This window comes from Halonatronum saccharophilum DSM 13868 (genome assembly GCF_000517025.1).
In the GTDB taxonomy this organism is placed as follows: domain Bacteria; phylum Bacillota; class Halanaerobiia; order Halobacteroidales; family Halobacteroidaceae; genus Halonatronum; species Halonatronum saccharophilum.
On sequence record NZ_KI912094.1, the window covers coordinates 336958 to 357989 of the forward strand.

A 21032-nucleotide genomic window follows, 5' to 3' on the forward strand; every position below is an offset into this window, starting at 1 on the left:
AAGACTGAACTCACCAAGGAAGGATTATCGATTACTGGATTGGTATTGGGCATAGCTACTATAGTTGTAAAACCACCTTTAGCAGCCGCCTTACTACCACTTTCAATTGTTTCCTTATACTCAAAACCAGGTTCTCTTAAATGAACATGTATATCTACAAAACCAGGTGTTATCACCTTTCCTTTGACATCAATCACTTGAGCTCCTACAACTTGCAAATCTTCTCCTATTTCTACTATCTTTTCGTCTTCTATCAGAAGATCTTTTTCTTCTTTTTTCTTGCTTAATGGGTCGATTAATTTACCGCCTTTTAGTAATAACTTATTCACTTTTACTTCCTCCTCCAATTAAGAGATATAATAAAGCCATTCTAATTGCAACTCCATTCTCTACTTGATCTTCAATTACTGCTTGCCCGCTATAAGCTAGATCTGAAGATATCTCAACTCCACGATTTATTGGCCCAGGGTGCATTAAAGTCATATCCTCCTTAGCTAAAGCTAAGTGCTTCTTTCTTAACCCATAAAACTTTGCATACTCCCTTATCGTTGGGAATAAGGATTTTCCTTGACGTTCTTTTTGAATTCTTAAAAGATTGATTACATCTACACCTTCAATCCCATCTTCTAAGTTATTATAAACCTCTACACCCATCTTCTCAATCTCTTTAGGCATCAGGGTGCTTGGACCAACAACCCTAACCTTGGCCCCTAACTTCTTAAGACCCCAGATATTAGAACGGGCGACACGGCTATATTTAATATCTCCTACAATAGCTACTGTTTGCCCCTCAACCTTCCCTCGTTCCTCTAAAATTGTATAAATATCTAATAAACCCTGTGTTGGGTGTTCATGAGCGCCATCTCCTGCGTTTAAAACAGGAATATCTATTGTATCTCCTAACTTCTTAGCTGCTCCTGGAATCCCATGTCTAATAACTACAGCATCAGCTCCTAAAGCCTTTAATGTCTTTGCTGTATCTACCAAAGATTCACCCTTGACAACACTACTACTCTTAGCTGAAAGATTCATTCCATCAGCACTAAGCCTCTTAGCAGCCAAACTAAAAGAGGAGCTTGTCCTCGTACTTGGCTCATAAAAGAGGTTGACTACCAACTTCCCTCTTAAAGTAGGAACCTTCTTAATAGGTCTTTTTAAAATATCCTTCATCGACTTAGCAGTATTTAAGATCAGTTCAATCTCTTCCTTACTTAGCTTTTCCAATCCAATTAAATCTTTATTCTTTAAAATTCCCATAATTACACCCACCTTAGTTATAAATTATAAACAAAAACCCTTATCACCGAGGTGATAAGGGTAGAATTACTTAACCTTTAGAACAGTAGCTATACTCCTCCTAAAGATAATCTCACTCCCTTGCCAACCTCTCTGGATTAACTTAAAGGGTCTATTATATTTTTAATAATTATTTATTTCTTTTCAATAACTATTATCAATTTAAAATAACAAAGTCTTCCCTAAGGGAAGACTAGTAAAATTGCTACTTACTAATATCCTTAAGCCTTAATTTAAAGATGATAAACTACAGACCTCCAAATTAACACTTAAAAATACTATCTTTACTAGTCTCACAGGACTAATTTAAAAGATTGCTTTAAATTATTTTATTCTATTAAAGAAATATTATCATATAAAATTTATGGTAGTGTCAATAATTTTGTGTAAATAAATTTATTGGTATCGCTCCTCAAAAAATTGTTGAAGTTTTTCTTGTGCAATCTTATATCCTTTCATTATTCTATTAGACCACTTTTCATTATAATGATTTACTTGCAAGTAAATGAGTTTTTCAGCTGCTTCTAAATTAGGTAAACTATTAGTTGTTTTTGTTCTTTTTCTAATTTCTTTATTAGTTCTTTCTATCCAATTAGTAGTATAAATTGATTTTCTAATAGAATTAGGATATTTGAAAAAAGCTAATAATTCATTTTTATCCTTAAGCCAACTATTTGTTACTCTAGAATATTTGGACTTCCATTTGTCAATAAAGTCATTTAAAGCATCTTCTGCATTTTCTAAAGTAGTAGATTCATAAATTAACTTCATATCTTCAGCTAGTTCCTTTGAATCTTTATTGCGTACTTTTGCAAGGCTATTCCTGACTTTATGGACAACACAACGCTGAACATCAGCCTTAGGAAATACTTTTAGGAAAGTATCTGTAAGTCCTGGAAGTCCATCCATAACGCCTAATAGGACTTGTTCTAAGCCTCTTGTTTTGAGTGTTAATAATATCTCTTCCCAAAGGGAAGAAGATTCACTAACTCCAATATAGAAATCAAGTATCTCTCTATAACCATTTTCATCGATACCAATAATTAGATAAACTGATTCATTATCTACGTAATCTCTACGTATCTTTATACTCATAGCATCAATGAAAATAATGCTATATCGCTTTTTAAGAGGACGGTTATGCCATTTTTCTAATTCTTCCAAAGCAACACTAGTTATATTGCTTACACTTGCTGGACTATACTTAGAACCATATAGTTTTTCTATGATATCAGCTATATCTCTTGTGCTAAGTCCTCTAGCATACATGTTAACAATCATTTCTTCTAGCCAGTTATCTTGTCTCTGATGAGATTGAAATAAAATAGTATCAAATTCACCATTACGATCACGTGGGACTTTTAATTGTTCAATTTCGCCATACTTTGTTTTTAGATTACGCTTGTAACTACCATTACGGCTATTTCCTGAGTTTTTGCCTTGAGCATCATACTTAGAATAACCTAAATGTTCAGTTAGCTCAGCTTCAAGTATAGTTTCTAAAAAATCTCTTATTATTTCTTTTATTAATTCATCAATATTTACTTGACCATTCAATAATTCTTGGATTATACTATTCATATGGAATCCTCCTTTGAGTTGAGTGGTTTTTTGTGGTGATTAACCTTTTCAACTTTTCAAGGAGGATTCCTTTTTTATTGTAAAATCATTTACACATAATATTGTACACTATCTCGTTTCTGATATATGTAATCATTTGAAAATATGAATTTACAGTATTTTTCATTATCTCTAAACCTTTATATACATCCATTGCTTTAACTTGTAATTCAAATACATCAGAAGCTTTCTTACATTGCAGATATGATAATATATTAGTTTGATACTTCTCATTTAATAAAGATATTTCTTCATCATTTTGTCTTATGAGCTTTAAATTGTGGTTCATTAATATTTGATTATCAAATTCTTCGATATTTAATATACCTAAATAATAAACATAAACTTCTTTTTCCCTTTTGAAATCTTTAAATTTATCTAATATATCGTCTATTCTCTCATAAGTTAATTCATTATTTATAATATTTTCATTAAACCAATTATCAACATATTTCAATGAATAACCATCATATAGTAATTCATTAATAATGACTTCTATAACCTTATCAACTTCTGCAAAAGATTCAGTTTTTTTTATTTGTTCAATTAAATGATTATAAATATTATCTTTATCTAATTTTTTAACAAGTGCCTTACACGTATTGTATATACTCGTATATGATAGCCCATTCTTTTCTTTTTCTTCAATTTGCTTTACCAACATTTCTAGTTCAATTCTATATAAGCTTTGATTATATAGAACACCGCCTTTTATAAAGAATCTTATTGAATAAAGCAATTCATCTCTTGCATTTTTTAGTTTTTTATATTCTTGGCTACTACTTATCTCATAATGAATCTCTATATAATCACATAATAACTCTCTAATACTAGGTCTATATTTTTTAGATAAGATTTTATTATCATTAACAATATAATTCTTAAAACCATACACAAAATATTTTTTAGCTGAGAAATTTTTATCCATATTTTTCTTCTCCTTAAAATAAGTTATTGACATTATCTTAGAATATGATATAATAATCTTACATAAACTATTAAAAAGATGAGTGCTACTCTTCGAAATGGGTCACCCTGGTGATTCCCCCGAAGATGATAGCACTCTTTATTTTTAAATACAAAAAAATTAAAGTAAAAACCGATCATTTCACAAGAAAACTAAATAAAAACACTAGTAATCTCCTCTTTAATATATAATTTTCGACCAAAAAGAGAATCAATCTCACCACTATTATATCAAATAACTAAAACAATATCTATTCATTCATTAATAAAAATGTTATCTTTCTTTAAAGGAGCAATCAAATACTCTAAAAACTTCCTATCACTAATAATTTTGAGATTAACTCTATAATAATCTATTAATAATCTCTCTATCCTTCTAACCTCTAAATTTTGTCTTTAGTTATCCAACAAATCACTTGTTTTAATTGTATGGTTAATCAATTTTTAGTCTCAGCCCCTTTAAGCGTCTACTATTAATTTCATTTTATTCGGGCCAACAACTCGCCAAATGCCTCTATCTTGCTTTCTTTTGACATTAGGTACTGTTGGTATAGCTTCTCTTTTTCAATAGCCTGTAAGTTAGCTATATCCCTTTTAAATTCTTTTGTCCACTCAATCAATTTAGGCTTGCTTACATCTCTCCTTTAACCTTCTCACTTGACCTTATTAGTGCCTATTCGTGTCCATTCGTGGTTAAATAGCCCTTGATTTTGAGGTTTTATTGAAAAGAAAAAAGTCGGTTACTACCATACTGGCAGTAACCGACTTTTTCACACTATATATTCTATTCGTTTCTGATCAAGTAGTCAAAGGCACCTAAAGCTGCAGTGGCACCTGACCCCATAGAAATAATAATCTGTTTATATGGACTATGGGTACAATCACCTGCGGCAAACACCCCAGCTAAGTTTGTAGCTCCATGTTCATCGACAACAATCTCTCCATAAGAGTTAAGTTCCACTTCTTCTCCTAACCAATCCGTATTAGGAATAAGACCAATCTGAACGAATACACCTGCTAACTCAATATGATCAGTCTCTTCTGTATCCCGATCAGCATAATTGATACCATTTACCTTATCATCACCTGTAATCTCTTTGGTCTCAACATTTGTTAGTACTGTTACATTATCAAGACTATAAAGACGCTTTTGTAATACTTCATCGGCTTTTAGTTCTGGCAAGAACTCAAGGACTGTTACATGCTTTACAATGCCTGCTAAGTCAATTGCTGCCTCAACACCAGAATTACCTCCACCAATTACAGCTACATCTTTTCCTTCAAACATTGGCCCATCACAATGAGGGCAGTAAGCAACCCCTTTGTTCTTGAACTTATCTTCGCCAGGTACACCCAGCTTACGCCAACGAGCTCCAGTTGAGATAATTGCTGTCTTACCCTTTAAAGTAGCACCATTTTCCAGTTCAACCTCGACCAAATCATTCTTTTGCAGACCTTTGGCCCGTTGTGATTTCATTACATCAATATTGTAATCCTTTACGTGCTCTTCAAGGCTTGCTACCAATTTTGGCCCTTCAGTATATTTCATACCAATAAAATTCTCAATTGCCAAAGTATCCATAACCTGACCACCAAAACGTTGAGCAACAATACCAGTGCGGATACCTTTACGAGCTGCATAAACTGCTGCACTTACACCAGCAGGACCACCACCAATAATCAATACATCATAGGGATCTTTATTAGCAAACTCTGAGGCATCCATACTACTACCCATCTTCTTAAGAATCTCTTCAAGAGACATACGCCCACTTTCTAAGAATTCTCCATTTGAGTAGATAGCAGGTACAGCTAAAATATTTTTATCTTCTACTTCATCCTTAAAAACTGCCCCATCAATCATAGTGTGACTTATCCCCGGATTAAGAATACTCATCAAGTTTAATGCCTGCACAACGTCAGGACAGTTATGACAGCTTAAGCTAATATATGTTTCAAAGTGATATTCACCTTGAATATTTTTGATTTGCTTAACTACTCCCTCTTCAACCTTTGGAGCTCTACCACTTACCTGTAGTATAGCTAATACTAATGAAGTAAATTCATGACCTAAAGGAATACCGGCGAAGGTGACCCCTGTGTCTTCGCCAACACGATTCACACTAAAGCTGGGCGTTCTTTCTAAAGGGGTCTCTTCTACCTTTATTTTTGAAGAGATTGAGGTCAACTCCTCCATCAAAGCAAGCATATCCTTGGATACTTCATCAGATCCAACACTCACCTTGATTAGCACATCACCTTCCATCAGTTGAAGGTATTCATTTAATTGTGCTTTTACATCTGCATCTAACATCATTTAACCAGCTCCTTAAATTTTTCCTACAAGATCAAGGTTTGGTTTAAGGGTTTTACTACCTTCTTTCCATTTAGCAGGACATACTTCTCCTGGATTATTTCTTACATATTGGGCAGCTTTGATTTTACTTACAAGAGCACTTGCGTCTCGTCCCATATTACCTGCATTAATTTCTACTCCTTGAACTACACCATCTGGATCAATAATAAAAGTACCACGATCAGCAAGACCCTCTTCTTCAATAAGTACATCAAAGTTTCTAGATAGGGTATGTGATGGGTCACCAACCATAACGTACTCAATCTTCCCTATAGTTTCTGAGTTATCGTGCCATGCTTTATGTGTAAAGTGGGTATCTGTTGAAACTGAGTATACCTCAACACCAAGCTCCTTTAAATTTTCATATTCACTTTGTAAATCTTCTAATTCCGTGGGGCATACAAATGTAAAGTCTGCTGGATAGAATACTACTACACTCCAGTTTCCTTTAAAGCTTTCTTCTGTAACCTCTAAAAATTCACCCTTCTGAAAAGCTTGGGCTTTAAATGGTAATACTTCTTTTCCTACTAATGACATAATAAATTCCTCCTATTTTTTATTTGAGATCTTCAAAAAATTAATGAAGCCTCTTGTTTGTATTAGTAATTGTTACTAATAGTATTATTGCATAAAAATAACCGTTTGTCAAGAAAATTATAGTTGTTTTTTTATTTTCTATACAAACAACTATAATCTTAACCCTGTCATACCATAAGTATATGTAATTTATCTACTAACTATAATGTTTTAATCTATAAAAAATACACCCCCTGTTATTATGAAGAATCACTCTTAATACTAAACTCTTCTTAATACAGATATCTAATAATACAATGTTATTACCTTTAAATATTATTTCTTCTCATCTGCAATTTTTAACATCTCCAAAAAACAATTAACCCACTGCTCAGGCAGTGGGTTAATTGTTTTAAATTATCACTATAATAATATATCTAAAGTTTAATATCAAGATTTTTAATATAATCATAACCAATCTCAAAAAGCTTATCTGCATACTTAGTATCTAAGATATGATAGTCTACCAACCCTTTAGGTTCTATAAAGAGATCACACTCTTCTTTTAACTCATCATTGTTGGCATTTACGCTTAATTGAAAAGTTCTAACTGCAATATCTACCAAGTTATCTACTTTTTCAGATCTTTGTAAGGGCATAATATTAATCGCAATGATCTTATCACATTTACCTATCAATGGTTCAATGGGAACATTATCTAGTAACCCCCCATCAACATAAACTTTATCACCTATCTCAACTGGGCAAAATAATACTGGAATAGAAGATGAAGCCTGAATAGCCGGAATCAACGGGCCAACATTCAAATAATCAACCTTACCTGCTTTTAAATCCGTTGCTGCAACATAAAGAGGATACTTAAGATCATTAAATTTACGCTCATCTAAGTATTTTTCTAAGTTTGTTTTTAGATTATCTAAGTTCAACAGACCCTTTACAGGCAAATTAGCTTTAGCATAATCGGTAAATTTATTCTCTTTCATCAAAGTCATTATTTCATCAGAACTTTTACCAGCAGCTAAAAAGACTCCAACAATTGCCCCAGCACTAACACCTGAAATCAGGTCAAAACTTATCCCCTCTTCTTCTAAAGCTTTTAAAACTCCTAAATGAGCAAATCCTCTTGCTCCGCCTCCACCTAAGGCTAAGCCAATCTTCTTTTTCATGCTTAAAACCTCCCTTTTTTTATTTATACACTACCTAAATACCTTTAGTTGTCCTTTACTCTATTTATTAATTAAGCAAAGACTTCTCTTTTCCTCTTTAATAAAAAAATCTCTACTACTCACTGTGAGTAGTAGAGATTTTTTTATATAAATAGACAATATCTAATCTAAAATAAAAACCTCTATTCTAATCGTATATTTAGTATTTACCCATTCACTATTATAACAACTACCATTCTAAAATACCTTAAATTTTCTTAAAAAATTAATAGACCCCTGACTGATTACCTCTAAGCATAAAATATTCTCTTCGACCTTTAACTCAATATTTATTACACGGCTCTTAAATCCCCAGCTCTCCCATTAAAAAGGTATAAGGAGGATCAAGTGATGGTACTACTTCTAAAAAAACTGTTACTTAATCATCCACAAACCTTAAATTAAAGTCCAACTTTAAAAGAAATATACCTAAGCTAAGCAAAAGAGAAAGTAAAATTCCTTCTTAGGAATTTACCTCTTATATACTTATTGAAGACTCCTTCAATTTCTCCTTTTTAATAATTTACATAGCACACATAAAAAAGAAGCCCTAAAAGGGCTTCTTTAAGTTTACTTAAGCGATAATATATATTATTGCTTTCGCAATATATTCAATTATAACTTAACTACGTTTGATGCTTGAGGACCTCTATCGCCCTCTACAATATCAAATTCTACTTCTTGACCTTCTTCTAAAGTCTTGAATCCGTCTCCTCCAATTGCAGAGAAATGTACGAATACATCGTCTCCTCCTGCTGTTTCAATAAAACCATAACCTTTTTCTGCATCAAACCATTTTACTGTTCCTTTTTCCATAAACTTAATTCCTCCTAATTTTAACTTGTTAATAAATTAATTGTAACACATTGATTAGATTTTTTCAAACTTTTTTTAATATTTCTTAGACTTTTAACTCCACCTAGATCTTTGAACTAAGATTTTGACTATCTTTGTTAAATACTCTTTCCCAATATTATTAAACCTATTCAAAATTGGGCTGTCAATATCTAGCACTCCCTTAACTTCACCTTCAACTATAATAGGAACTACAATCTCTGACTTAGATTCTGCATCACATACTATATGACCAGGGAATTGATGTACATCTTCTACTATTAAAGTTTGCTCCTTCTCCAAAGCAGTTCCACAAACACCTTTACCCTTTGCTATTCTAATACAAGCAGGTTTTCCTTGAAACGGGCCAAGAACCAACTCACCATCTTTCCATAGATAAAAGCCAGCCCAATTAACCTCATCAAGCTCATTGTATAATACAGCAGCAGTATTGGCTAAATTAGCGATCAGATCATCTTCATTAGCTGTTAGACCATCGACTTGGGTAAGTATATTTTTGTAAACTTCTACTTCATTCATTTATCTCACTCCTCACCTTAAATGATTACTTTGTTAAAAAAATTATCTTCTATAACTAATTAATACACTAACTTATATACTATTTAGTTATTCCTCTTTACAAATTATATTTTAATTATTTAAAACTTGCAAAAAATTAAGTTTCAATAAAGCTAGTTAACTTCCTCTCTTCAACCTCCAAATTTGAACACTATGCACCAATATCACCTTTAAGATTGCATAAGTTGGGACAGCCAGTATCATACCAATTAACCCCATTAAACGACCTACTATTAGAATCAAGAATATAATTATGATCGGATGTATCTTTAATTTTTTCCCAATTACCTGAGGCGCTATAATGCTACTCTCTATCTGTTGAATGATAGCAACTAACATTAAAACAACTAAGCCCATCATTGGCGATTGGACCAAAGCAACAATTACAGCAGGAACCGTTCCAATCCAAGGGCCAAAGTAGGGAATTATATTTGTAACTCCAGCTATTACACCCAGTAATAATGCATAGTCAAGGCCAACAATCAAAAAGATTATATAACATAAAAGGCCTACACAAAGGCAAACAATCCCTTGGCCCTGTATATAAGCACTAAGAGTCTTATCGATCCCTTTAAAAATAGATTGGATATCATCACGTTTCTTCTCATTGAAGATCTTTAGAACTGACTCCCCAAACTTCTCCCCCTCCTTGAGCAGGTAAAAGAGAATAAAAGGAACAATAAGTAAGGCAAGAACTGCATTGGCTACCGCCCCTATAATATTAGCAATCTCTGTTGCAAAAACTTTCCCTAATCGGTTAATCAAATCCCCAATCTCAAAGATTACTCCATCTAAATTTAAGGTCTCATTTAGTCCATAACGCTGAATCGTTTCACTTTGTTGAATATTCATAAGACCCCTTTGTATCTCAGAAACAATGAAGGGAATACTATTTATCAAACTATAGAATTGCCTTTGTAGTATAGGGCCAATTACAATTAGTAAACTTATTATTATACAAATCAAACCAAAGAATAATAATATAATCGATATAGTTTTGGATAGTTTATTCTCCATTATTTTAACAAGGGGCCTTAATAAATAAAAGAGAAAACCCGCAAGAATAAGTGGAATAAATAAGGTTTCAAATATCACAACAAAGGGATTAAAGATCCAACTAATCAATGAGCCTACATATATAATCAGAAATAATAGCAAAATCCCATAACCTATTTTAAACATCTTTGTATTCATCCTTTATCTACTCCTTTAATAAAATTAACCCTCAATTAGTTCAGTAATTACTTCAAAATAAGTACTAAACTTTGCTACCTTTTTTTCATTTAATCAAAGTAAGAAATCAAAAAAGTAAGCAGCAACTGATAACACTCTTATAATCAAGTCCTTTATTATAGGTAGTCTACGTTCCTCTACTAAAGGATTATCTTTATAAGAATAATCCTCTCCTACCAACAAACTTTCCTTTATCAAGTTATCAGTTTCTTGCTTTAAAGCTTCTGTAAACTCCTTGCTATCTATAACGACCATAGACTCAGTACTTAAAAAAGAACTTCTAGAATCTAAATTAAAAGATCCTACTAGGTTTATTTGGTCATCAATTATAAATGTTTTCCCATGTATCGACCCTTTACCATGGTATTCATATAAATTTGTAGTATAATCTACAATAGCTTTTCTATTATTTCTATATCCTGACATAGCAAAGTAATTAGGACTAGAAGCAATTGAATTGGTTAATATGCTAACTTCTTTTGATCCGATACTCTCGACAGGTATATATTTTAACATCTCCTTAGTTGGAATGATATAGGGACTTTGAATTAATATAGATTCCTCTGCCTCTTTGATAAGTCTAGCAATTTCACCTAAAACCCACGGCTCTTTATTAAAGCGTGTAATTGGATTATGTATTAATGTTATTTTATTTGTTGATACTGATATCCCATACCAATCTATACTGTGGCTAAAGATTTTAGGATTAATCTCATTTGTTTTTTCTATAAACCCCTTTAGATAAACTTCCTTCTCCCTTCCCCTTCTCATCTGATAATTACTTAATCTCACAATAGGATGTTTAGAAAAATGATGCCCCCATACATTCTCAAAGTATTCTTTCATATCTATTATAACACTACCTATAGAATTATTCACATCAGTATTAATGATAACTACATCCCTATCATATACGACTTCACCCTTATAATCTTTCAGAAAAAATTTATCCCCTATATTCCTGCCACCTATCATAGCAAATTTATTATCAACAATAATATACTTATCATGAAGCCTATTATTCCAAGTCCACGGCCTAAAGAAGCTTAAAGGTTCATAAAATTTAAGTTCAATATTAGGGTGCATCAATAATGCATACTTTATATCCCTTGAAGCCCCTCTTAAATTATGAAAAATTCCATCCAATAAAATCCGGACCTTTACTCCTCTATCTGCTGCCTCTAATATTTTCCCAAAAAAAACCTTACTTGAAAACCCTTTATGTATAGTATAATAAGCAATATCAAGAGTCCCTTCTGCATTATTAATAAGATCAATTCGACTTTTCCCCGAAAGACATCTATCTTCAATAAGCGCTACTCTGTCTTGCCCTATTTCTTCACCCCAAAATCTTTGAATTTTATTAGAAGTAAAGTATAAATCTTTTTTATTCCCATGGAAGAGAAATATTATAACACCAGTTATAAAAGCATACAGAAAATATAGGATTAAAATTTTCCCAAATGTTGATTTAGCCTTCTCAATCCTCATCAACACCACCTCCAACTATATTAACTCAAAGATAAAATTAGACCCCTCCTAACTATAGCAATAGCCATGTAGGTGATTTAACCTCCATGGCATTATATTTGTAACTTTTTTATAAATTATTTTTTACATTAATGGAGCAAAAACACGCAAAACTGAACGCCCTAATGCTTCATACCATCTAGTATCATTGAAGTCTTCTATAGTAATCTCTTTACACTCTTTTAAGGTATTAAGAAAATCTTCTTTCATTTCAGCAATGGCACTAGAATTATACATCCAAACACCACACTCAAAGTGTAAATACAAGCTCCTGTAATCCATATTTATAGTACCAACAACACCATACTCATCATCTGATATATAGGTCTTAGAATGGATAAAACCTGGCAAATACTCATAAATCTTTACCCCACTTTCAATAAGGATCTTATAATAAGATCTAGTAACTGCATGAACGTACCATTTATCTGCATGATAGGGGGTAATTATCCGGATATCTACCCCAGCTTTAGCAGCTGATGATAGTGCTGTTACCATTTCATTATCGATAATTAAATAAGGGGTTGTTATATAAACATATCTTTTAGCTTTATTAATCAAATTAAGATAGACTACCTCTCCAACAGTCTCATCATCTAAAGGGCTATCTGCAAAGGGCTGAATATATCCATTATTACCCTTTACATTATCTAACTCTAATTTCTTATCATATTTAAATTCTCTAAAGTCCTCTTCAATACCTCTTAGATAATCCCACATCGACAAGAACATTACTGTCATACTCCAAACTCCCTCTCCTTTAAGTATGATAGCAGAATCTTTCCAATGGCCATACTTTTCAATCTCATTAATATATTCATCAGCTAGATTAATCCCTCCTGTAAAGCCTGTATGTCCATCGATTATTGCAATTTTGCGATGATCCCTGTTATTGAAGGTAGAGGATAATATTGGAGTTAGGGGATTAAAGACTGAGCATTTGATCCCCATCTTTTCAAGTTTTTCATCATATTTATATGGTAAGGTAAATAAACAGCCTACGTCATCATATATAACACGAACATCTACACCTTCTGCTGCTTTCTCGACTAATATATCAAGTATACTATTCCACATCTCCCCCTCTTCTATAATAAAATACTCTAAGAAAATATAATTTTTAGCTTTTTTCAATTCTTCTTTTAATCTTTCAAATTTCAACTCTCCAATAGTAAGGTATTCAGCCTTTGTTTTATTATAAGGAGGAGAAAAAGCATAGTTTTGGATATAACTTGATTGATTAGCTGCAAGCTCATCTTCTTTTTTCATCTCTTCTAAAACCAAATCTTGGCGTGGTAAGGCTTTCTTTGTTCTCTCTTCTATAGATTTCATCTTATTTTTGGCCCTCTTTCCTAGCTTCTTTCCACCAAAGAAGATATAAAACAGCCCTCCAAATATAGGAAAAAGCAATATCGGTATAATCCAAGCCATCTTATAGACTGGATTTATATGATTATTTATAATTGCTAAAACTACAATTATACTGATAAGTATGCTTAAAGCATAAAACAATACGAAGTATTCCTGGAATTTTAAGATTACACCTATTAAAACAAATAACTGTACCAATATAGCAATTGCCAGAAACATACTCCTATGAAACAGAAACTTTTTAATGAGTTTAATCTTCTTCACCCCCTCTATAATTAGGATATGTATAATAGCCGCCTTAAATTAACATAAAAAGAAGACCATTATAATTATTCAACATAAAAGTCTATTCCCCTTTTTTTATGTGCCATACAAAGAGCGCAGCTCTTTGCACTCTACTCTTAGATCTTATCTATTTTTAACCCCTTGTGTTCTTGGACTCATAACTCACAGCTCAAGACTCATATCTATTTTATCTCTTATCCTTTAAACTTAACTGTCTCTTCAAATAATAAAAAACTGATTCTTGAGTTTAAACTCAAGAATCAGTTTTTTATTATTTAAAATAAATAGTTATCTAAATACTACTTAGATTCGATCAGTAACAATTACTTCATCTTCATCAAGAATACCAGCTGCTTGCAATGCACGCTGATAAGCTGTAGCTTCTCTAGATACTCTTACAGTTGCACCACCTACAGTATCAAATCCATCTTGAATATTTCTAGAAGCTCCACTCTCTACATCTAAACCAAAGATATTATCCTCATTGATAGCAGCTGATATAGGCTTTGTTTGACCAGCCAATACAGAATCTACATCATATAAATTAGTAAGCTCAGTTGCATCTTGACCGATTAAGAAATCTTCAATAGCTGCCATATTACCAGACCAACCACCTGCACTATGATAACCATATGCAACGTCCATTGCTTGTGGCTGTCCGTTAACAAATTCAACACCCATTGCTACTAAGAAGTCTTTTACAGAGGTATCTCCATCCATTCCTTCAAATACTCCACGTCTAGTCATTACGTAATTCCACTGACTGAAATCAAAAATAGTGTTATTACCATAGTCACCTTCCCAATCAATCTCATTAGTTCTAGCTGCCCTTTTAGTAGCAAAGAAATTACCTGATCCATAATTTAAGTCCTCACCAACAGTTGCATTTTCAAAGTCAAAGTCTGGACCTAATCTCAACTCATGTACAAATCTATACCATGGATCAACAAGTAAAGCTGCAACATCACCAGTATCTTCGTCTACTGCTACAGCATATAAAGACATCATATCAGTAGTTGAAACGGTAAACATAGAATTTCCAAGTTCATACTCACCAGCATCATTAAATCTGGACATAGTAGGATCTACATCAAAATCTACCCATATATCAGCACTATCATCATCACGACGAGCCCAATAACCATCAATCTTTCTGAAAAATCTCATTTGAGCGTCTAGAATAATTCCATCATCATCAAGTGTTAAGATGGTTTCGACATATCTGTCAGTCTTGTCTGCATCAAACTCATCAACACCATCTGTCTGACCTCTCCAAGAACGACCAACATAAGTACCTGCAAGTGAATCAGTTTCTGAAGTAGTAGCTGCTTGATCATTGCAACCTACTACAAGAACCACCAATGATAAAACTAATGCAAAAAAAATATTTCTTTTCTTCATAATAATTCCTCCCTTTTTTGTTAGAATAATTAAGAATTATTTCACAATTATTAAGAAAAAAATCACAATCCTTAATAATTTATTACTGATATCATTATAACACTCACCTTGTTATATAGTCAAGTAATTTTATAGGTTTTCTTCTAAGGAGATTTTTTTATCTTTTGATAAAAATTTGTCAATATTTCAGTGTTAAAACATATCATTTTCTTATAGCCTGTAAAGTAACTCTGTTTTTTAGCTATTCATAAAGTAAATATTATTAATAAATATTTCACAAATATTAACTAGAGACATCTGCTATCAGCCATCAGCTGAAAGATTAAAATATCTAAATCCCTAATAGCCATACCAAGAATTTAACATCTTATTGATTTACTTAAATTTAAAAAGTTCTCTCAAAGAATATTCTTTGAGAGAACTTTTTAAATTTATAATTCATATTAAAATCAAGTCCCACAGAAGGTTCGGTAAGGAGTATCTGACGGTTCAGGTGGAGTAGTATATTTCTCTTGTTCAGAAGAATATGCGTAAGGATTTGAAAGAACTTTAAGAAGCCGTTCCATCACACTATAGTCTCCTTCTTCTACTGCTGCTTTTAGCGCTTCTTCTACTCGATGGTTGCGAGGTATTAAAGCCGGGTTGCTATCGCGCATAAGTTGTTGAGAGCACTCCTTTGATTCTTCCTGCCTTCCCAACCTTTCCTGCCAACGATGATACCATTGGTTAAATTCTTCTCTTTTAAATAGTTTCATACCCTCTAAATCATCAAGGGCCAACGCCCGAAAGATATTGCTATAATCTGATTCATACTCTTCCATCATATTAAGCAGATCTTCAATAAGGGTCTTATCCCCTGGCTCTTCATTGAATATCCCAAGCTTGACCCTCATTCCTTCAAGCCAATCAGATTGATATAATTGACTAAACTTTACAACCTCATTCCGGGCCAACTGAAGAGCCCTGCCTTGATCATCATCAATAAGAGGGAGAAGTGTCTGGGCAAATCGAGCCAGATTCCATTCTCCAATTGCTGGCTGATTGATATAAGCGTAACGGCCTCTACGATCTATAGAGCTAAAGACTGTCTTCCTGTCATAGACATCCATAAAGGCACAAGGGCCATAATCGATGGTCTCTCCACTAATTGTCATATTATCTGTGTTCATCACCCCATGGATAAAGCCAACCAACTGCCATTTAGCAATCAATGAAGCCTGACGTCTTATTACCTCTTGAAGTAGAGAAATATAAGGATTCTCGCCATTTTTAACTTCTGGAAAATGTCTATCTATTGCGTAATCAGCTAAAATCTTTAACTCTTCCTTGCTACCCCATTGTGAAATATATTCAAAGGTTCCAACCCGTAAATGACTACTAGCCACTCGAGTTAAAACTGCACCAGACAATTGACTTTCACGCATTACCCCTTCACCAGTCTTGACTACTGCCAAACTACGGGTAGTGGGAATACCAAGTCCATACATTGCTTCACTGATTATATATTCCCGAAGCATTGGCCCTAAAGTAGCCCGACCATCACCTCTACGAGAATAAGGGGTCTTACCTGAACCCTTAAGTTGTATATCAAAACGCTCTCCCCAAGAAGTGACCTGCTCCCCTAACAATATAGCTCGTCCATCACCAAGCATAGTAAAGTGACCAAATTGATGTCCAGCATAAGCCTGAGCAATTGGTGTAGAACCTTCGGGAAGCTTATTACCTGCAAAGACTTCTACTTCTTCTTCTAGTTCTACTACATTTAAGTCCAAGGCTTCTGCCAAAGAACTATTTAGAATAACCAATTCTGGCGCAGATACAGGAGTTGGTTCAACCTTAGTAAAGAATCTTTCTGGTAAATCAGCATAACTATTCTCTAAATTCCAGCTTGTCTCTACTACTGTTTCTAACTTCGTCATCTTATAACTCCTTCTCTTTTGAGTTGTTTTGCAAATTTGATTGATTGCTTATTGTTAGTATCTACTTTAGCCAAAATCATTATACGACCGTTGAAAAGTTCTATTTTGCACATAATTTAAATAACGCTTTATTACTAGTGGCACGAAAGTGACACTTTATTACTATAAAATTTAACTTTTTACCAAATATCCATCCAACTCTTGATCCACTTAATAAACAAACTCCTGGTATCGCTTATAGTCGCTCTCTTTACACTCTAAAGTTAATAGAGTCCCATTATACTCATGACTCATCTCTTTAACATTGGCATTCTCATTGAAATATGAGATTAGACTACCTTCTTCATAAGGAATGAGCATTTGGCATTGGACATAGTCTCTAAAGATTTCTTTACCCATCAACTCTATTAATTCATCTATTCCAATTCTTTTACTAGCAGAAATATAAACTCTATCATCTATGACCAAAGGAAAATCTTCACCAGTTAGATCAGCCTTATTATATACATATATCATCGGCACATCTCTTGCACCTATTTCTTTTAAAGTCTTCTTTGTCACCTCTATCTGTTGTTCATAATTGGGATTTGAAAGATCTATCACATGTAATAATAGATCTGCTTCTCTAACCTCTTGTAAGGTTGACCTAAAAGCCTTAATTAAATTATGGGGTAAATCACTTACAAAACCAACTGTATCAGATAAAAGAAAGCTCTTATTATCTGGTAATGTAATATTTCTAACCGAAGTTTTAAGAGTAGCAAACAACATATCCTTCTCTAAGACCTTATTCTTGCTAGTTTCCTCAAAAAGCTCAATCATCGTATTCATTAGAGTTGATTTTCCTGCATTTGTATAACCTACTAGAGCAACATTAGGCAGATTCTCTTCAATCCTTCTTTTTCTCTGGTTTTGGCGTTCCTTAGAGATCGACTTTAATTCATCTTTTAGCTTTGAAATCCTCTTTTGTATCCTTCTACGATCAAGTTCTAGCTTCTTCTCTCCTGCACCCCTAGTTATAGCACCACCACCAACCTGCTGACTTAAGGACTCACTTCCCCCTATGAGCCTTGGTAGCATATATTGAAGCCGGGCCAACTCCACTTGAAGCTTAGCCTCCTTTGTTTTAGCCCTTCTAGCAAATATCTCCAAGATAAGTGCAGTCCTATCTATGATCTGACAATCTAAAACCTTCTCTAAGTTTCTTAATTGAGATGGAGATAGTTCATTATTAAAGACTACAACATCTGCTCCCTTATCAAATATTAACTCTTCAGCCTCTTTAACCTTACCTGAGCCAATATGATATTTACTATTAATTCTGGCTAGATTCTGTTCTAGTTGGCCCGCAACCTCCAATTCACAGGCCAAGACCAGCTCTTTTAACTCTTCCATCGACTCTTTAAAATCAATCTGATTATTTATATTCACACCTATCAAAATCGCTCTATTTTTAATATCCATATCATCGCTCCTCTCACACCATTATTTATTATTTTATCAACCACCTTCAAGTCTAGAACCACATTTAGAGCAGAAGCTATCATCTAAACTATAAGCCCTAGCAGAGCAGTTAGAACATAGCTTTTCCTCCTCTTTACTTTTAGAGGTGTTGGCCAGCTCATGAGATATAATCCCTGTAGGCACGGCTATAATCCCATAACCAATAATCATCAGCAGACTAGAAATCATCTTTCCAATAGAAGTCTGTGGTGATATATCCCCATAGCCTACGGTGGAGACGGTAACGACGGCCCAGTACATAGATGTAGGAATACTAACAAAGCCATTCTCAGGCCCCTCTGCAATATACATTACTGATCCCACCATAACGATAATAAATAATATTGCAACTAAAAAGACTGTAATTTTGGCCCTGCTAGCTCTTAGAGCATTTAGCAGATAACTAGATTCATCGATATAACGACCCATCTTAAAGATATTAAACATTCTAAGTAGCCTAAAGATTCGAACTACAACAAGAAATCTCACCTCTGGAAAAACCAAAGCAAAAAAGACCGGCATAATAGCCAGTAAATCGATTATCCCAAAGAAGCTTAAAAGATATCTAATCTTACTCTCTACCACAAGAAGCCTTAGTATATACTCTGTTGTAAAGATGATTATAAAGACCCATCCCAAAAAGGCTATCACCATTCCATAGCTTTCTCTTATAATATCTACACTTTCAAGAATAATTAGAAGGCTATTACAAAGAATCGTAACGATTAAAAGAATATCAAAGGCCTTGCCTGCTCTAGTATCGGTTTCAAATATAATATCATACAACTTATCCTTTATCTTATCATCTATGAATATCAAATCATTGTTCTTCCCTTCTTATATATTTTAAGTATTATAAAGAAAAAGGCTAGAATATTCTAGCCTTTGTTAAAACCTAAACATTACCCCTCCTTAATCATCACCTTTAATAAAGGTAGCAAATGATGATTTTCCATAAAATCAATCTGTTAGATTTACTAATAATTAGCTCAACCTATTTGAATTTCTATAGAGAATCCGATTATTTTAATATCACTTTTCTATCAATGCCACCGTCTCAACATGGCCTGTATGAGGGAACATATCAACAGACTTAACCTTTCCTACCTTATAACCTGCCCCTTGAAACTCTACCAAGTCTCTAGCTAGACTCTTAGGATTACAGGATACATAGACTATCTCCTCGCAACCAAAGTTGATTATCTTCTCTAAGGCCTTAGGATGAATCCCTGCCCTAGGTGGATCTAAGATTATCAGATCAGGCTTCTTTGTTAGTTCATCTATCTTCTCTAGAACATCTCCAGCGATAAAACGACAGTTATCAATACCGTTAAGATTGGCATTCTCCCTTGCAGTCTCTACCGCCTCTTCTACTATCTCTATTCCAACCACCTCTTTTGCTTCAGAAGCTACAACCTGCCCAATAGTCCCGGTCCCGCAATAAAGGTCATAAAGAACCTTATCATCAGCATCTCCTAAAAAGTATTTGACTATAGAATACAACTTCTCTGCCCCTAAAGTATTAGGTTGGAAAAAGGAGAAAGGTTTCACCTTAAATCTTAATCCTAATAACTCTTCAAAGTAATGGTCCCTACCATAATGAACTATAAGCTCATCACATTGTACCACATCAGAAAAGCTATTATTGATTGTTTGTAAAAATCCTACCAACTCCCCCTTATAATCTAACCCTTCTAACTCTTTACTCAATTCAATAGGGTCATGGTCAACCTGAGAGGTAGTTACAAGATTCACTAGAATCTCACCGGTATTGATTCCCTTTCTAACTACTAGATTACGAAGATACCCTTCTCTGCTTTGAATATGATACTTTTTTAAACCTTTTTCTCTAAAGTAATTTAAAACTGTCTCTAGGATAATTCTAAAATCATTATCTACTAAGTGGCAGGTATTTACGCTAATGATATCAAAACGCCTTCTTCTTGGGTGCAAGCCAAGCTGTAACTCTCCACCCTTCTCCAAATCACCAAAGGAGAACTCCATCTTATTTCTGTATTCAAAGGGACTAGGGCTTGGCTCTATACCTAAAAACTGGTAACCTTCAATACCAGAACTATCAAGAAGGTGTTGAACCTGCTTGCCTTTAGTCTCAACTTGTAGACCATAATCAATACTTTGCTGACTACACCCACCACATTGATCATAATGATCACATTTTACTTCACCTTCTAATGGAGATCTCTCTAAAAGATCCAATAACTTGGCCTTATAGTAATTCTTCCGCTTTCTACTTAGATAGACCTTAACCTTCTGGCCTGGAAGAGCATTTCTAACTCTTATCTCATGCCCATCAACCCTAGCTATACCTGTATTAGGAAAGATCGAATCTTCAATCTCAACCTCTAAAACCGCCTTCTTCTTCACCTTCGCCATCTA

The 21032-nt window shown here is 33.6% G+C and carries 18 protein-coding genes; all 18 read right to left on the minus strand.

Features of this window, described 5'->3' with window-relative positions; translation table 11 throughout:
• Nucleotides 1–329: amidohydrolase family protein (locus tag HALSAC_RS15110; RefSeq protein WP_035571304.1), on the minus strand; the 329-nt coding region annotated here is incomplete at its 3' end.
• Nucleotides 322–1257, minus strand: coding sequence for an aspartate carbamoyltransferase catalytic subunit (locus HALSAC_RS0105165; protein WP_027339358.1), 936 nt, complete (start codon nucleotides 1255–1257; stop codon nucleotides 322–324). The genes HALSAC_RS0105165 and HALSAC_RS15110, both read right to left, overlap by 8 nt.
• Nucleotides 1258–1692: 435 nt before the next feature.
• Entirely contained in the window at nucleotides 1693–2877 is a 1185-nt protein-coding gene (locus HALSAC_RS0105170) for an IS256 family transposase (RefSeq protein ID WP_027339359.1), read from the minus strand.
• 85 nt (nucleotides 2878–2962) lie between these two features.
• Complete coding sequence (locus tag HALSAC_RS0105175; RefSeq protein WP_027339360.1) at nucleotides 2963–3844, minus strand: hypothetical protein; 882 nt, start codon at nucleotides 3842–3844, stop codon at nucleotides 2963–2965.
• A gap of 517 nt (nucleotides 3845–4361) precedes the next feature.
• Nucleotides 4362–4502, minus strand: coding sequence for a hypothetical protein (locus HALSAC_RS17040; protein WP_156924143.1), 141 nt, complete (start codon nucleotides 4500–4502; stop codon nucleotides 4362–4364).
• A gap of 164 nt (nucleotides 4503–4666) precedes the next feature.
• Nucleotides 4667–6199 carry an alkyl hydroperoxide reductase subunit F gene (gene ahpF, locus HALSAC_RS0105185; RefSeq protein ID WP_027339361.1) on the minus strand — a complete coding sequence of 511 codons (1533 nt, stop codon included), beginning with the start codon at nucleotides 6197–6199 and terminating at the stop codon, nucleotides 4667–4669.
• A gap of 12 nt (nucleotides 6200–6211) precedes the next feature.
• Nucleotides 6212–6775, minus strand: a complete 564-nt coding sequence (gene ahpC, locus HALSAC_RS0105190) for an alkyl hydroperoxide reductase subunit C (protein WP_027339362.1) — start codon at nucleotides 6773–6775, stop codon at nucleotides 6212–6214.
• Between the two features lie 416 nt (nucleotides 6776–7191).
• On the minus strand, nucleotides 7192–7941 hold the full coding sequence (locus tag HALSAC_RS0105195) for a patatin-like phospholipase family protein (RefSeq protein ID WP_027339363.1): 750 nt from the start codon (nucleotides 7939–7941) through the stop codon (nucleotides 7192–7194).
• A 654-nt stretch (nucleotides 7942–8595) separates the two neighbouring features.
• Nucleotides 8596–8796 carry a cold-shock protein gene (locus HALSAC_RS0105200; RefSeq protein WP_027339364.1) on the minus strand — a complete coding sequence of 67 codons (201 nt, stop codon included), beginning with the start codon at nucleotides 8794–8796 and terminating at the stop codon, nucleotides 8596–8598.
• 93 nt (nucleotides 8797–8889) lie between these two features.
• Nucleotides 8890–9354, minus strand: coding sequence for a GAF domain-containing protein (locus HALSAC_RS0105205; protein WP_027339365.1), 465 nt, complete (start codon nucleotides 9352–9354; stop codon nucleotides 8890–8892).
• Between the two features lie 156 nt (nucleotides 9355–9510).
• Nucleotides 9511–10587 (minus strand): AI-2E family transporter, encoded by a 1077-nt coding sequence (locus HALSAC_RS0105210; RefSeq protein WP_027339366.1) that lies wholly within the window; start codon nucleotides 10585–10587, stop codon nucleotides 9511–9513.
• 93 nt (nucleotides 10588–10680) lie between these two features.
• Complete coding sequence (locus HALSAC_RS0105215) at nucleotides 10681–12117, minus strand: phospholipase D-like domain-containing protein (protein WP_051412089.1); 1437 nt, start codon at nucleotides 12115–12117, stop codon at nucleotides 10681–10683.
• 123 nt (nucleotides 12118–12240) lie between these two features.
• The gene (gene cls / locus HALSAC_RS0105220) at nucleotides 12241–13746 is read right to left on the minus strand and encodes a cardiolipin synthase (RefSeq protein WP_051412090.1); all 1506 of its coding nucleotides are present in this window, start codon (nucleotides 13744–13746) and stop codon (nucleotides 12241–12243) included.
• Between the two features lie 369 nt (nucleotides 13747–14115).
• Nucleotides 14116–15213, minus strand: coding sequence for a hypothetical protein (locus tag HALSAC_RS0105225; protein ID WP_027339369.1), 1098 nt, complete (start codon nucleotides 15211–15213; stop codon nucleotides 14116–14118).
• Between the two features lie 449 nt (nucleotides 15214–15662).
• Nucleotides 15663–17132: a protein adenylyltransferase SelO gene (locus HALSAC_RS0105230; RefSeq protein ID WP_027339370.1), complete on the minus strand. Its 1470-nt coding sequence runs from the start codon at nucleotides 17130–17132 to the stop codon at nucleotides 15663–15665.
• Nucleotides 17133–17342: 210 nt separating this feature from the next.
• A complete protein-coding gene (gene hflX / locus HALSAC_RS0105235) occupies nucleotides 17343–18596 on the minus strand; it encodes a GTPase HflX (protein ID WP_027339371.1) in 1254 nt (417 codons plus the stop codon).
• Nucleotides 18597–18632: 36 nt separating this feature from the next.
• Complete coding sequence (locus tag HALSAC_RS0105240) at nucleotides 18633–19454, minus strand: ion transporter (RefSeq protein ID WP_027339372.1); 822 nt, start codon at nucleotides 19452–19454, stop codon at nucleotides 18633–18635.
• Nucleotides 19455–19667: 213 nt separating this feature from the next.
• Nucleotides 19668–21029: a 23S rRNA (uracil(1939)-C(5))-methyltransferase RlmD gene (gene rlmD, locus HALSAC_RS0105245; protein WP_156924144.1), complete on the minus strand. Its 1362-nt coding sequence runs from the start codon at nucleotides 21027–21029 to the stop codon at nucleotides 19668–19670.
• Between the last annotated feature and the right edge of the window lie 3 nt (nucleotides 21030–21032).